The 13,383-nt window shown below is 70.2% G+C and carries 12 protein-coding genes and 1 riboswitch; of the genes, 10 read left to right on the top strand and 2 right to left on the bottom strand.

What is annotated here, in order from left to right:
- Positions 1 to 3: 3 nt before the first annotated feature.
- Positions 4 to 858 carry a transglycosylase SLT domain-containing protein gene (locus OG293_RS02710; protein WP_405997125.1) on the bottom strand — a complete coding sequence of 285 codons (855 nt, stop codon included), beginning with the start codon at positions 856 to 858 and terminating at the stop codon, positions 4 to 6.
- Between the two features lie 4 nt (positions 859 to 862).
- A riboswitch (cyclic di-AMP (ydaO/yuaA leader) is annotated at positions 863 to 1,025 on the bottom strand.
- A 661-nt stretch (positions 1,026 to 1,686) separates the two neighbouring features.
- On the opposite strand from OG293_RS02710, the gene OG293_RS02705 reads away from it, so the two are divergent.
- The 7 genes from OG293_RS02705 (at position 1,687) to OG293_RS02675 (ending at position 8,567) form a co-directional block, all read left to right on the top strand.
- Positions 1,687 to 2,082: a hydrogenase maturation nickel metallochaperone HypA gene (locus OG293_RS02705; RefSeq protein ID WP_405997124.1), complete on the top strand. Its 396-nt coding sequence runs from the start codon at positions 1,687 to 1,689 to the stop codon at positions 2,080 to 2,082.
- Between the two features lie 4 nt (positions 2,083 to 2,086).
- Positions 2,087 to 2,851, top strand: coding sequence for a hydrogenase nickel incorporation protein HypB (gene hypB / locus OG293_RS02700; RefSeq protein WP_405997123.1), 765 nt, complete (start codon positions 2,087 to 2,089; stop codon positions 2,849 to 2,851).
- Positions 2,848 to 5,250 carry a carbamoyltransferase HypF gene (hypF, locus tag OG293_RS02695; RefSeq protein ID WP_405997122.1) on the top strand — a complete coding sequence of 801 codons (2,403 nt, stop codon included), beginning with the start codon at positions 2,848 to 2,850 and terminating at the stop codon, positions 5,248 to 5,250. The genes hypB and hypF overlap by 4 nt, the downstream gene beginning before the upstream one ends.
- 52 nt (positions 5,251 to 5,302) lie before the next feature.
- Entirely contained in the window at positions 5,303 to 5,623 is a 321-nt protein-coding gene (locus tag OG293_RS02690; RefSeq protein WP_405997121.1) for a HypC/HybG/HupF family hydrogenase formation chaperone, read from the top strand.
- Entirely contained in the window at positions 5,620 to 6,744 is a 1,125-nt protein-coding gene (hypD, locus tag OG293_RS02685) for a hydrogenase formation protein HypD (protein ID WP_405997120.1), read from the top strand. The genes OG293_RS02690 and hypD overlap by 4 nt, the downstream gene beginning before the upstream one ends.
- On the top strand, positions 6,737 to 7,822 hold the full coding sequence (gene hypE / locus OG293_RS02680; RefSeq protein ID WP_405997119.1) for a hydrogenase expression/formation protein HypE: 1,086 nt from the start codon (positions 6,737 to 6,739) through the stop codon (positions 7,820 to 7,822). Before hypD ends, hypE begins: the two co-directional genes overlap by 8 nt.
- 232 nt (positions 7,823 to 8,054) lie before the next feature.
- Positions 8,055 to 8,567 (top strand): DUF664 domain-containing protein, encoded by a 513-nt coding sequence (locus OG293_RS02675; RefSeq protein ID WP_405997118.1) that lies wholly within the window; start codon positions 8,055 to 8,057, stop codon positions 8,565 to 8,567.
- A 69-nt stretch (positions 8,568 to 8,636) separates the two neighbouring features.
- Here OG293_RS02675 and OG293_RS02670 read toward each other — a convergent pair whose 3' ends face one another.
- Complete coding sequence (locus OG293_RS02670; protein ID WP_405997117.1) at positions 8,637 to 10,727, bottom strand: SpoIIE family protein phosphatase; 2,091 nt, start codon at positions 10,725 to 10,727, stop codon at positions 8,637 to 8,639.
- Positions 10,728 to 11,215: 488 nt separating this feature from the next.
- On the opposite strand from OG293_RS02670, the gene OG293_RS02665 reads away from it, so the two are divergent.
- From OG293_RS02665 to OG293_RS02655, 3 genes are all read left to right on the top strand, one after another.
- Positions 11,216 to 12,028 (top strand): alpha/beta fold hydrolase, encoded by an 813-nt coding sequence (locus tag OG293_RS02665; RefSeq protein ID WP_405997116.1) that lies wholly within the window; start codon positions 11,216 to 11,218, stop codon positions 12,026 to 12,028.
- Between the two features lie 188 nt (positions 12,029 to 12,216).
- Positions 12,217 to 12,738, top strand: coding sequence for a SixA phosphatase family protein (locus tag OG293_RS02660; RefSeq protein WP_405997115.1), 522 nt, complete (start codon positions 12,217 to 12,219; stop codon positions 12,736 to 12,738).
- Positions 12,739 to 12,799: 61 nt separating this feature from the next.
- The gene (locus tag OG293_RS02655; RefSeq protein WP_405997114.1) at positions 12,800 to 13,339 is read left to right on the top strand and encodes a GNAT family N-acetyltransferase; all 540 of its coding nucleotides are present in this window, start codon (positions 12,800 to 12,802) and stop codon (positions 13,337 to 13,339) included.
- Positions 13,340 to 13,383 lie beyond the last annotated feature (44 nt).

Genomic DNA, 13,383 nt, shown 5'->3' with positions numbered 1-13,383 from the left:
CGATCAGTAGGCGCCGTTCACGTTGTCGATCGAGCCGTACTTGTCGGCCGCGTAGTTGCAGGCGGCGGTGATGTTGGCGACCGGGTCGTAGCTGTCCATCGACGTGCCGGGCACGTGGTAGGCGAGGAACGTGGGGTCGATGACCTGGAGGAGTCCCTTGGACGGCGTTCCGGCCGCGGCGTTGGAGTCCCAGTTGTTGATGGCCAGCGGGTTGCCCGAGGACTCGCGCATCACGTTGCGGTGGATGCCCTCGTAGGTGCCGGGGATGCCGTGCTTGGCCATGACGTCCAGCGACTCCTTGATCCAGCCGTCCAGATCGTTGGTGTAGGTCTTGGCCTTGGCGGGCTTCGCGGCGGTCTTGGCGGGCTTCGCGGCGGTCTTGGCGGGCTTCGCGGCAGCGGTGGTCTTGGCGGACAGGGCGGTCGTCCGCGCGGAACGGTTGGCCCGCTCCGGCGCGGAGGACGCGCGGGCGCCCGTTGCGGCCTTCTTGCCGATCGTCAGCTTGAGGCCGGGGTGAATCAGCGACGGGTTGTCGCCCACGGCCTGCCGGTTGTCCTGGTAGAGCCGCTTCCAGCCGCCGTTGAGCGCGTGGTCCGACGCGATCTTGGAGAGGGAGTCGCCCGTGATGACGGAATAGATCGTCGGTCCGGCCTTCTTCGTGACGACCGGAGTCGCGGGGGCGACAGCCGGCGCCACGGCCTTCACCGCGACGGCGGAGTGCGCGACCGGCTGCACCGCGGAGGCTGTGGTCGCGCCGATCACCGGGAGGGCGAGCGCGGCGCCGCCCGCTCCGGCTGCCATGAAACAACGGGTGAGGGGGCTGGACTTGGGACGGCGGTGCTTGCCCTTTGCAGGCATGACGAATTCCTCTCCGTCGCCTGCGAGGTGAGCTGTCGGGTTCGGGCTGGAGATGCCCGGTCGCACTGGAATGCGACTTCACCCCAAGCCGTTCCGGATTCCGGATCGGCGGCTTACCTGGGTCCCCCGCTCCTGCCGCACGTGAGTGGGTTCGGTTTACCGGACGGCGGCAGGATTCGGCGGTCCGTCCGGGATTGACGGTGACGTTAAGCGAGAGGGACTCGATGGAACAAGTCCCGAATTCACCACTGCAATGGGGCATGTGGATTCTGGCGGGAGAAATTGCGTGATCCAATTCGAGCGGATAACTCAACTTTCTTTCTGCGGTACGGGTCTGGGCGTGGCCGATGTTTCTCGCGTGACCTTGGAGACGTGACTCATGTCACGGGATATGACGTGTGGTGATCTGTTCCGCGGCACTGCGAAATAGCATGACAAGTCGTGCGAGTTCCCCCAATATGGATGCCGGGTGCAATGTTGAGCAAAAGCTCATTCCGGACACTTTGAACCCCGCTGTTTGTCCGGTCTCGGATATTCGACTCCCATATTTCGCCTATACTCCTTTAGCGCCGCTTATCGGTAGGATCTGCCCGTTTGAGGTGCAATCGCGTCCCCTCGGGCGGCACGCGACGTGATGTGGCCACGGCCCCGGCCGCGCACTCCGCTCCCTGCGATGTCCCCGGCTGCACCGAACGGTGTACGCGGCCCCACGGCGTCGGCGTGCCGGTCTCCCGGCCACGGGGTACCTGCCTGTAATGGTCCCGAGCGGGCCCCGGCCGCACCCGGCCAGGGCGGTCGACAGCTCGGCCTGTGCCAGGACGGAGACCGATGCACGAGATGTCCATCGCGCTGGCCGTGGTCGGTCAGGTGGAGCAGGCGGCGGCCGAAGCGGGCGATGTCACCGCGGTGACGTCCGTACGGCTCCAGGTAGGCGAACTGGCCGGAGTCGTGCCCGACGCGCTGTCCTTCTGCTTCGAACTGGCCTGCGCCGGCACTGTTCTTGAGGGTGCCGAACTGGTCACCGAATCCGTGCCCGGCCGCGCCCGCTGTGCCCCATGCGCTGATGAATGGGCAGTCGGCATGCCCCCGCAGCTGTGCTGCCCGGGGTGCGGAGAGGCGACCGCCGAACTGCTCGCCGGCCGCGAGCTGCAGATCGTCAGCGTGCACTGGGAGGACGGCCAGCCGCACGCCTGCACCCGTGAAACCGTCTCCGAGGAGTGCTGAAGCAATGTGCCGTGAGGTCGATCTGCACCAGGCCGTACTCGCCAAGAACGACGCGACAGCGGCCACTTTGCGCGCCGAACTCGCCGCCCGTGGGACCACCGTGGTCAATCTGCTCTCCAGTCCCGGCAGCGGCAAGACGGCACTGCTCGAGGCCGAACTGCTGCTCGCCCGGGATCGGGGAGTACCGGTCGCGGCCCTCACGGCCGATCTGGCCACCGAGAACGACGCAATGCGGTTGGCCCGTTCCGGAGTTCCGGTCAAGCAGGTACTGACCGACGGCCTCTGCCATTTGGAGGCCGGAATGCTGAGTCGGCACATCGACGGATGGCTCCCCGATGCCACCCGACTGCTGTTCGTGGAGAACGTGGGCAACCTCGTCTGCCCGGCCTCCTACGATCTCGGGGAATCCTTGCGAGTTGTCCTCGCATCGGTGACGGAGGGCGAGGACAAACCCCTGAAGTACCCCACCGCCTTTGGCCTTGCGCAACTGGTCGTGATCACCAAGACCGATATCGCGGAAGCCGTGGAATTCGACGAAGCCGCTTTTCGTGCGCATGTCGAACAGGTCAATCCGGGTGTGGAAGTGCTGCTGACGTCGGCGCGTGGCGGGACGGGGATCGGGGCTCTGCTGGACCGGGCCGTGGCTACGGCCGACGGCGGGGTGACGCACGCACCCGTCATGGCCCGCCAGGAGCACATCCATCGACACGAACACGGCACGCACTCCCACACGGCGGGCTCGGGCGCCCTGGCGCAGTCGGGCTCGTGACCGGTACGCAGCCGGGCGCCACCGTCGTCGACCGGACGGTCGGGCGCAGGCGGGTCACTGTCCGGGGTGTCGTCCAGGGCGTCGGGTTCCGGCCCTTCGTCTACGCGCTGGCCACCCGGCTGGACCTCGTCGGACATGTGACCAACACGGCTGAGGGTGTTGTCGCGGAAGTCGAAGGACCACCCAGGGCCCTGAAGTCGTTCTGCGACCGGATCTCGGCCGAGGCGCCACCGCTCGCCCGCGTGGAATCCGTCGACCACGAGGACGTACCCCCGGCAGGGGGACACGGATTCACCATCGCCGCCTCCCGTAGCGGCGGGCCCGCGCGCACGTTGGTCTCCCCGGACATGGCCACCTGCGCCGCCTGTCTGGCAGAACTGGCCGACCCGTCCGACCGGCGCCACCGGCACCCCTTCATCACCTGTACGCACTGCGGCCCGCGCTTCACCATCGTCACCGGCCTGCCGTACGACCGGTCCCACACCACCATGGCCGACTTCGCGATGTGCGCGGACTGCGCCCGGGAGTACACCGATCCGGCCGACCGCCGCTTTCACGCGCAGCCCGTTGCCTGCCACGACTGCGGCCCGCGCTTGCGTCTGCTGACGCCTCGGCCGGGCACCGGCGGCCGGCCCGAGCCGTCGTCGGCGGCGGACCCGGTCTCCGGGGCGCGTGACCTGCTGGCCCATGGCGCGATCCTCGCCGTCAAGGGCATCGGCGGCTACCACCTCGCCTGCGACGCATCGAACTCCCGGGCCGTGGCCGCTCTGCGCAGCCGTAAGGCCCGAGGGGGCAAGCCGTTCGCCCTGATGGCCCGGAGCGCCGCCGACATCGAGCACCTGGTGCACCTGGGCCCCGAGGAGCGGCGCCTGCTGACGGGCGGCGTCAGACCCATCGTGCTCCTGCGCCGCCGGGGCGGCGAACCGCCGCCCGGACAGGTGCGCGTCTGCCAGGAGGTCGCCCCCGGCAGTCCCGATCTCGGGGTGATGCTCGCGTACACCCCCCTTCACCATCTGCTGCTGGGCCTGCCGGGCGATGCGGACGGGCCGCGCCTGCTCGTCATGACCAGCGGCAATCTGGCGGGCGAGCCGATCGTGACCGACGACGAGGAGGCTCTCGACCGGCTGGCACACGTGGCCGACGCCTGGCTCGTCCACGACCGCCGCATCCATGTGCCGTGCGACGACTCGGTGGTGCGCGTGTGCGACGGGGAACTGCTGACCGTCCGTCGCGCTCGTGGATACGCCCCCCTGCCGCTCACGCTGCCGGTACCCGTGCGGGCGGCCCTCGCCGTCGGGGGAGATCTGAAGAATGTCCTCGCTCTCGCGCAAGGGCGCAGAGCCTGGCTGTCCGCTCACATCGGGGACATGGACGACCTGGCCACCCAGCAGGCGTTCGAGCGCGCCGAGGCGCAGCTGGAGTCGATCACCGGGGTGACTCCCGAACTGCTTGCGGCCGACCGGCATCCCGGCTACCGCTCCGGTCGGTGGGCCGCCCTCCATGCGGCCGGCCGGCCGCTCCGAAACGTCCAGCACCATCACGCCCATGTCGCGGCGGCGATGGCCGAACACGGCCTCGACGGCAGCCGTCCGGTGATCGGCGTCGCCTTCGACGGCACCGGCTACGGCGACGACGGCGCGGTGTGGGGCGGGGAGGTTCTGCTGGCCGACTACGACGGGTTCATCCGGTTCGGTCACCTCGCCTACGTCCCGCTGCCGGGCGGCGACGCCGCGGTGCAGCGGCCGTACCGCATGGCGCTTGCGCACCTGCACGCGGCGGGCATCGGCTGGTCGCCCGACCTGCCGTGTGCCGCCGCCTGCCCGGCGGACGAACTGCGCGTACTGCAAAGCCAGTTGGAGCGCGGCCTCAACTGCGTACCCACCTCCAGTATGGGGCGCCTCTTCGACGCCGTCTCCTCCCTTGCGGGTGTCTGCCATCACGCCGGATACGAAGCCCAGGCGGCCATCGAACTGGAGGCCGCAGCGCTGAACGCGGAGGCCCGGGACGACACCGCATACGCCTTCGCCCTGAGGCCCGCGCCCGCCGACGGCGGGGGAGCGGTGACCGCCGACCCCGCGCCCGTACTCGCGGCGGTCGTCGACGACGTACGGGCGGGTGTCGCCGCGTCCGTCGTCGCCGCACGCTTCCACCGGGCCGTCACCGGCTTCGTACGCGAGACCTGTCGCATGGCCCGAGAGCGGTACCGAGCGGACACCGTCGCCCTCACCGGCGGCGTGTTCGCCAACTCGCTGCTCTCCTCGGCCTGTGCGCGGGCCCTGCGCGAGGACGGCTTCACCGTCCTGCGCCATCACCATGTCCCCCCCAACGACGGCGGGCTGGCGCTCGGTCAGCTCATGGTGGCCGCTCGTACCAAGGCCGGGCGAGGGGAAGCCGACTGACCACGTACCCCGGCGCGGCCGGGCAAGAACCACCCACAGTGAGGAGAGGCCCATGTGCCTGGCGGTACCGGGGAGAGTGCTCGACATCGAGGAACGCGACGGCACCCGCATGGCCAACGTCGATTTCGGCGGTGTGGTCAAGGAGGTGTGCCTGGAGTATCTGCCGGACCTCCAGGTCGGCGAATACGCCATCGTCCATGTGGGGTTCGCGCTCCAGCGGCTCGACGAGGAGTCGGCCAAGCAGACACTGGAGCTCTTCGCGACGCTCGGGACGCTTCAGGAGGAGTTCGGAGACCCGTGGGAACTGGCGGCCGAGGCCGGTGGATCCCCGTTGCCCGCCGGTATCGACGCGGCCGAGGAGGCGCAGAAGTGAAGTACATCGACGAATTCCAGGACCCCGACCTGGCACGTCGGCTGCTCGACGACATCCACTCCACGGTGACCAGGCCCTGGGCGCTGATGGAGGTCTGCGGCGGTCAGACGCACACCATCATCCGCCACGGCATCGACCAGCTTCTGCCGGACCAGGTGGAGCTGATCCACGGACCCGGCTGTCCCGTGTGCGTCACTCCGCTGGAAGTCATCGACAAGGCGCTGGAGATCGCCACCCGCCCCGACGTGATCTTCTGCTCCTTCGGAGACATGCTCCGCGTGCCGGGCACGGGCCGCGATCTCTTCCAGGTGCGCAGCGAGGGCGGCGACGTACGGGTCGTGTACTCGCCGCTCGACGCCCTGAAGATCGCCCGGCAGAACCCGGACCGGGAAGTGGTGTTCTTCGGCATCGGCTTCGAGACGACCGCGCCACCCAATGCGATGACGGTCCACCAGGCGCGCAAGCTCGGCATCCGGAACTTCAGCCTGCTCGTCTCCCATGTGCGGGTGCCCCCGGCCATCGAGGCGATCATGCAGTCGCCGAGCTGCCGGGTGCAGGCGTTCCTCGCGGCCGGGCACGTGTGCAGCGTGATGGGCGTCGCGGAGTACCCGGAGCTGGCAGAGCGGTACCGGGTCCCGATCGTCGTGACCGGATTCGAGCCGCTGGACATCCTTGAAGGCGTACGCAGGACCGTACGGCAACTGGAACGTGGCGAGCACGGTGTCGACAACGCCTATCAGCGCGCCGTCCGCCCCGAGGGGAACCCCGCCGCGCAGGCCATGCTGGCGGACGTCTTCGAGGTGACCGACCGGGCCTGGCGCGGCATCGGCACGATTCCCGACAGCGGGTGGAGGCTGTCCTCGCGGTACCGGGAGTACGACGCCGAGTACCGCTTCTCGGTCACCGGTATCAAGACGGAGGAACCGGCCGAGTGCCGCAGCGGCGAGGTTCTGCAGGGCCTGCTGAAGCCGCACGAGTGCGAGGCGTTCGGCACGCTGTGCACGCCCCGCACCCCGCTCGGCGCCACCATGGTCTCCAGCGAGGGCGCGTGTGCCGCGTACTACCTCTACCGGCGGCTGGACATCCCGAACGCAGCGATGGAGGCGAGCCCCGTTGTCTGACACCACACACGCGCCGCGGACACAGGCGCCGCCGGACCTCACCGCGTGGACGTGCCCCGCCCCCCTGAGGGGCCAGAGCCGTGTGGTGATGGGCCACGGCGGCGGCGGCGCGCTCTCCGCCGAGCTCGTCGAGCACATCTTCGCGCCCGCCTTCGGGGGAGAGGTGCTGGGCCGGCTCGGCGACTCCGCAGCGGTCACCCTCGGCGGGGTCCGGCTTGCCTTCTCGACCGACTCCTTCGTGGTGCGGCCGCTGTTCTTCCCCGGCGGCAGCATCGGCGACCTGGCCGTCAACGGCACCGTCAACGACCTCGCCATGAGCGGGGCGCGAGCCGCCTACCTCTCCTGCGGATTCATCCTCGAAGAGGGCGTCGAACTCGCGGTCGTCTCACGCGTCTCCGATGCGCTCGGCGCCGCGGCACGCGCTGCCGGGGTGGAAGTGGTGACCGGTGACACCAAGGTGGTCGAAGCGGGCCACGGCGACGGCATCTTCATCAACACCGCCGGGATCGGGGTCATCCCCGCGGGAGTCGACCTGCGCCCGCAGCGCGTCGTCCCCGGCGATGTCGTGATCGTCAGCGGAGACGTCGGTGTCCACGGCGTCGCCGTCATGAGCGTGCGCGAGGGCCTGGAGTTCGACGTCGAGATCGAGAGCGACTGTGCGGCGCTCGGCGGCCTGGTGCAGGCCATGCTCGCGGTCACGCCCGACCTGCATGTACTGCGCGATCCGACCCGCGGCGGCCTGGCGGCCTCGCTGAACGAGATCGCGGTGGCCTCCGGCACGGGCGTCGTCGTCCAGGAGCGGAGCATCCCTGTCCCGCCACCCGTGGCCAACGCCTGCGCCATCCTGGGGCTGGACCCGATGTACGTCGCCAACGAGGGCAAGCTGGTCGCCTTCGTCCCGCGCGCACACGCGGAAGCGGTCCTGGACGCGATGCGCGCGCACCCTCTGGGCGCGGGCGCGAAGGTGATCGGCGAGGCGGTGGAGGCACACCCCGGCATGGTCGTGGCACGCACCGGACTCGGCGGCACGCGGGTGGTGGACCTGCCGATCGGGGAGCAGCTGCCGCGGATCTGCTGAGACTCCGCAGCGGGGCGCTCCGGGGCGGTCGCCCCCGGAGCGCCCTGGTGTGCCGCGGCCGGTCAGGGCAACCGGGCCCGAGGTCGACATGGCCGTCTGCGGGGCGGGGGCCGTACGCGTCGTGCTGATCCGGATTCTGCCGTGTCGACCGCGTGCCGTGCGGGAGGAAGGCCATGGTGGTTCCGGAGGCAGTACCACCCAATCGGCATTCCCGAGAACCAAGGATCGGTCCATGAACAGTGCGGACTTGCTGTCGGATGCGTTCGAACGGATCAGCGAGGCAGTGCATGCGTCGGTCGAGGAGCTGTCGACCGACGATCTGAACGCCCGGCTCGACGCCGGCGCCAATTCGATCGCCTGGCTCGTGTGGCATCTGTCGCGCATCCAGGACGACCACCTGGCCGACGCGGCCGAGGCGGAGCAGGTCTGGCTCGCCCAGGGCTGGGCGGAGCGCTTCGAGCTGCCGTTCCCGAAGGACGCGACGGGGTACGGCCATTCCAGCAAGCAAGTCGCGGCCGTGCGGGTCGAGTCCGCGGAGCTGCTGCTCGGCTATTTCGACGCCGTACACGAGCAGACCAGGCGCTTTGTGCGCGGGCTCGACGACGCGGCGCTGGACCGCGTCGTGGACGACTCCTGGTCCCCGCCGGTCACACTGGGCGTCCGGCTGCTCAGCGTGATCTCCGACGATCTTCAGCACGCGGGTCAGGCGGCGTTCGCCCGGGGAGCGTTGGAGCGCCGCTCGTAGCGGGTGAGCGGCGGGCCGCACCGGCCGCGCCCTTTCGGGTGCGGCCTTCCCGCCCGCCGGAGGCCACCGTCACAGGCCCGGGTCGGCCGCAGTGTCCCGGGACAGGGACTGTTCCGACCAGATGGTCTTGCCGTTCCCGGACGTCCTGGAGCCCCAGCGGTCGCTGAGCTGCATGACGATGAACAGCCCACGCCCGCCCTCGTCGCTCTCGGTCGCCTGCCGCATATGGGGTGAGGTGCTGCTGGCGTCGGAAACCTCGCAGATGAGGTTGCGGTCGTAGACCAGCCGCAGCTCGATCGGCCCCTCGCCGTAGCGGATGGCATTGGTCACCAGTTCGCTGACGATCAGCTCGGTGGTGAAGACGGCGTCCTCCAGACCCCAGTCCTCAAGCTGGTGTTCGACCAGTCGGCGGGCCGTGGAGACGACGGACCTGCGGTTGGGGAGGGTCCATCGGGTGATGTACTCCGCGCGCAGGGCCCGGGTCCTGGCCAGGAGCAGTACGGCGTCGTCCTGGGGCCTGGCGGGCATGAGTTCGTAGACGGCCTCGTCGCACAGCTGCCCGAGGGACTGCTCCGGCTGGGCGAGGACTTCGACGAGCCGGCCAATGGTGGCGTCGGCGTCCTTTCCACGGGTCGACACCAGGCCGTTGGTGTACAGGCCGAGGAGGCTGGACTCCGGCAGTGTGATCGTGGCGGAGGTGTAGCCCGCGCCGTCCGCTCCGAGAGGCGGTCCCGCGGGCACGTCGAACGGTGTCGTGGATCCGTCGGGCCCCAACAGAACGGGCGGCGGGTGTCCGGCCCGGGCAGCGGTACAGGTGCGGGACACCGGGTCGTACACCACACACAGGCATGTGGCGAGGAACTCCCCGGCCGCGTCGCTGCCGTCGGAGCCGGCGGGCGAACGGGTCCGGGCCAGGAAAGCGGCCGTCTCGTCGAGGCGAACGAGCAGCTCGTCGGGTTCCAGTTCCTGGAGCGCGAGGGTGCGCAGCGCGGTACGCAGCTGGCCCATGGTCGCCGCGGCCTCGATCCCGTGACCGGTGACATCACCCACGACGAGGGCGACACGGGCGCCCGACAGCGGAATCACGTCGTACCAGTCGCCTCCCGCGCCCTCGGGGAGATAGGCGTACGCGGTGTCGACAGCGGACAGCTCGGGCGGCCGGTCGGGCATCAGGCCGCGCTGCAGAGTGGTCGCGATGTCGCGCTCACGGGCGTAGCTGCGCGCGTTGTCGATGTGAACGGCCGCTTTGGCCACAACCTCCGTCGCCAGTGCGAGGGTCTCCTCGTCGAACGGCTCGGGGCGCGAGAAGCGGTAGAGGGACGCCAGGCCCATCACTGTTTCCCGCAGCTTGAGCGGTACCACGATGAGGGAGTGGACGCCGGCGGAAACGAGTGCCTCGGTGCGGTCCGGGTCGGCATCGAGCCAGGCGTCGTCCGCCCGGATCCGGGGGACGAGCCGTGGACTGAGGTCATTGAGGGCCTGGGTGTACGGAGTGGGGAAGGGGTAGGTGCTCAGTTCCCCGGCGGCCAGCGGTCCTTCCTCGCCGCGCAGCGACTGGAAGGCGGCCCTGCGCAGAGGCGTGTCCGCGGTAACGGGGCCACGGTGCGGGGACCGCCCGCGCAGGGTGTCGTCGACGAGATCCACCGAGGCCGCATCGGCGAGGCGCGGTACCAGGACGTCCGCCAGTTCCGCCGCTGTGCGGAAGGCGTCGAGGGACGTGCCGACGGTTCGCTGTGCCTCGTGCAGGACGTCCAGCCGCTCCAGAGCGGCCTCGCGTTCGGTGACGTCGTCGACGAGCACCGCCAGGCCCAGTGTCTGCCCCGCGGCTCCTTTCAGTCTGAAGAGCGACAGGGAGGCGACCATCTCCCTCCCGGGCATCGAGGGAGGGCGCCCCCTCACCATGCGGTTGCGGATCACCTCGCCCGTGCGCAGGACCTCCTTGGCCAGGCTGGTGATCTCCTCGGTCGGGAATCCGTGGGCGACCTTGCCGAGCGTGAGCCCGAGCACCTCATCGGGGCGCATACCGCGGACGCCGCGCGCCGCCTGGTTGAAACGGGTGACGCGCAGGTCGGTGTCGAAGACGTACAGGCCCTGCGGCGACTGGGCGAACAGGGCGTCCAGGATCGCCGCATCCGCCTCGCGCTCGTTGTCCTCGACCACCGGTCACCTCCGAGCACGCTTCGTGCCCAGTTCCACCATCGCCCGAAGCGACCGTATGGCAAGTCGGCGTCCCCGCGGACGGCGGTGTGCTGCCAGGCGGCGACACGCCTGCCGAGGCGCCGGACGCGGCCGACCCGCACGGAGAATTGACCCGTGATTCCTGCCTGACGGCAATCCTGAGGCAGGTCTCTGCGCTGGTGGAGTCATCCCATGACCAACGGCCAAGGACATCGGGACCCTGGAGGTCGGCGTACGCGGAGGGGGCGGTCGGTGCCCCGGCACGCTCCCGCACCAGGGCGGCGGTGACCGACAACCACTACGTCGGCCTCCCCGCAGGGCGTGCGGCGCTCACCCCCGGGGCACGAGGCCGCAGCGCCGGGCTCGCGTCACCGGGCGGGGACACGCCGCGTTCGGAGCAAGGTGGCCTGCTGCCCCACCCTGCGGCGGCACCCTGTGCTTCTGCGCGGCGCCGACCGGAGGAGTGGGACATGACAACAGGCAGCGGGTTCGACGGCTGGGACGTCCGCGAGTCCGGCCCGGTCGACGCCGCGCACAGCGTGCTCCTCCTCCCCGGCGGGCTGTGCACGACCGCGTTCTACGAGGATCTGATGTCCCAGCCGAAGTTGGTCCGGGCACCGGTCCGCCTCGTGGCCGCGACGCTGCCTGGGTTCGGGAACACGCCGTACCCCAGGGACCTCTCGATGGAGAACTACGCCAGGCTCGCGGGCCGTCTCGCCGCCGACACCGGCTGCGACGTCGTGGTCGGCCACAGTCTCGGCGCCAATGTGGCGATCGAGATGGTGGCCGCCGGAGACTTCTCCGGGCCCGTGGTGCTGCTGTCGCCCACGTTCTCGCGGGCGGACGAGGCCAGGGAGCTGGCCTTCGTCAACCGCGTCGACCCTGTGCCGGTCATCGGCTCGCTGATCTGGACGGTGATGCTGAAGCTTGTGCCGTACGCCGCCAGAAAGAGTCTGCCCGAGGCTCGCAGGGAAACGCTGACGGCGGAGCTCAGAAAGAACAATCCCGCGTTCTGCCGCCGGATCGTGCGGAACTACTTCGCCTACCTGGACCGCCACGGATCGCTCGTCCCCCGGCTGTGCCGGTCGGGATCACCCGCCTGGGTCGTGCGAGGAGACCGGGACGAGGTCGGTTTCTCGGCCGAGGAGCGGCGCGACGTCGAGGCATGCCCCGGGGTCACGCTGGTGGACGTGCCCGACGCGACGCACATGGTGATGACCGACCAGCCCGGCCGGGTTGCGGAGATCATTCTCGAAGTGATCGCCGCGAACCCGGGGCAGTGAACCCGCTGCGGTGCTCGTGCGGGCGGCCGAAGCGTGAGACAGGCGCTGGTGCGGGGCGCAGTCGCTGCGCCTAGGCTCTGTGATGTGCTGCGAATCGTTGACGAACGGGCGGGCCGGGATCCGCTGCGGTGCCGTGCGCAGGTGGTGTCGTGGGCAGGGTCCGGGCGCGCGGCCGACCGGGCGCCGGCATGAACCCGTTGCGGCGGCTTGTCGTCCTGCGGCACGCCAAGTCCGCCTGGCCGGAGGGCCTTGCCGACCATGCCCGCCCGCTCGGTCCGCGGGGCCTGCGGGACGCCCCCGCCGTCGGCCGCTGGCTGGCCACGGCCGACTGCCTGCCCGATCTCGTTCTCTGCTCCACCGCCCGTCGCACGCGCCAGACCTGGCAGCTGGCCGCCGGTGAGCTGGGCAGCGTCCCACAGGTCCGGTACGAGCGGCGCATCTACGCGGCGGACGACCAGGAGCTGCTCGACGCCGTACGCGAAGTGCCCGCCGACATCGAGACGTTGCTGCTGATCGGCCACAACCCCGGGCTGCAGGAGCTGATTCTGCTGCTGACTGGCGAGGCGATCGGCGACGCCCTGTACCGCACGCGGACCAAGTTCCCGACCTCCGCGGTCGCCGTGCTGACCTGGCGCGGCAGTTGGTCCGACCTGGCGCCGGGCACCGCCCTGCTGACCGACCTGGCGATCCCGCGGGGGAAGAAGCACTGAGCCCGGACCATGCACCGTAAACCCTGCGACCAGGGCAGGTCTGCCATGGCATGCTCCACGGATGCTGCTTGAGACCTCCCGGCTGTATCTGCGCCGTTTCCACCCCGGCGACGAGGTGGCGCTGGCCGCGTACCAGTCGGACCCCGAGACAGCGCGCTATCAGCCGTGGACGCCACCGGTGTCGCCGGAGTCGGCTGCCATTCGGGTGAAGGAGTTCGCGGAGGGCGATCCCGACCGGCCCGGGTGGTTCGAGTACGCCGTCGAGCTCAAGGCCGACGGGTCTCTGATCGGCGATGTCGCCGTCAAACTGCACGAGAACCTCATGCAGGCCGACCTCGGCTACACCCTCGCTCCCGACCGCCAGGGGCACGGGTATGCCACCGAAGCGGTGCGTGCCGTCCTGGACGACCGATTCCGGCGCGGGCTGCGGCGCGTCTCGGCGGAGTGCGACGCCCGCATTCTGCGCTCCGCCCGGCTGCTGGAACGCGTGGGCTTCCAGCGTGAGGGACATCGTCCGGCCTTCTCCTGGATCAAGGGCGAGTGGACCGACGACCTGCTGTTCGGCCTGCTCGCGGACCGGTGGGGCACGCTGGCCGCCTGACCGGTCCGGGTGCGGGACGAGCGCATCGATCCGCTGTTCAGGCG

Origin of the sequence: Streptomyces sp. NBC_00829 (assembly GCF_045161795.1) — a bacterium.
In the GTDB taxonomy this organism is placed as follows: Bacteria; Actinomycetota; Actinomycetes; order Streptomycetales; family Streptomycetaceae; genus Streptomyces.
This window is presented reverse-complemented; position numbering and strand designations above follow the sequence as displayed.

Excerpts from the sequence above, each read along its gene's own strand:
- OG293_RS02710 (WP_405997125.1), bottom strand. The coding sequence starts at position 858 with ATGCCTGCAAAGGGCAAGCACCGCCGTCCCAAGTCCAGCCCCCTCACC.
- OG293_RS02705 (WP_405997124.1), top strand. The coding sequence starts at position 1,687 with ATGCACGAGATGTCCATCGCGCTGGCCGTGGTCGGTCAGGTGGAGCAG.
- hypB (WP_405997123.1), top strand. The coding sequence starts at position 2,087 with ATGTGCCGTGAGGTCGATCTGCACCAGGCCGTACTCGCCAAGAACGAC.
- OG293_RS02690 (WP_405997121.1), top strand. The coding sequence starts at position 5,303 with ATGTGCCTGGCGGTACCGGGGAGAGTGCTCGACATCGAGGAACGCGAC.
- OG293_RS02675 (WP_405997118.1), top strand. The coding sequence starts at position 8,055 with ATGAACAGTGCGGACTTGCTGTCGGATGCGTTCGAACGGATCAGCGAG.
- OG293_RS02665 (WP_405997116.1), top strand. The coding sequence starts at position 11,216 with ATGACAACAGGCAGCGGGTTCGACGGCTGGGACGTCCGCGAGTCCGGC.
- OG293_RS02660 (WP_405997115.1), top strand. The coding sequence starts at position 12,217 with ATGAACCCGTTGCGGCGGCTTGTCGTCCTGCGGCACGCCAAGTCCGCC.
- OG293_RS02655 (WP_405997114.1), top strand. The coding sequence starts at position 12,800 with ATGCTGCTTGAGACCTCCCGGCTGTATCTGCGCCGTTTCCACCCCGGC.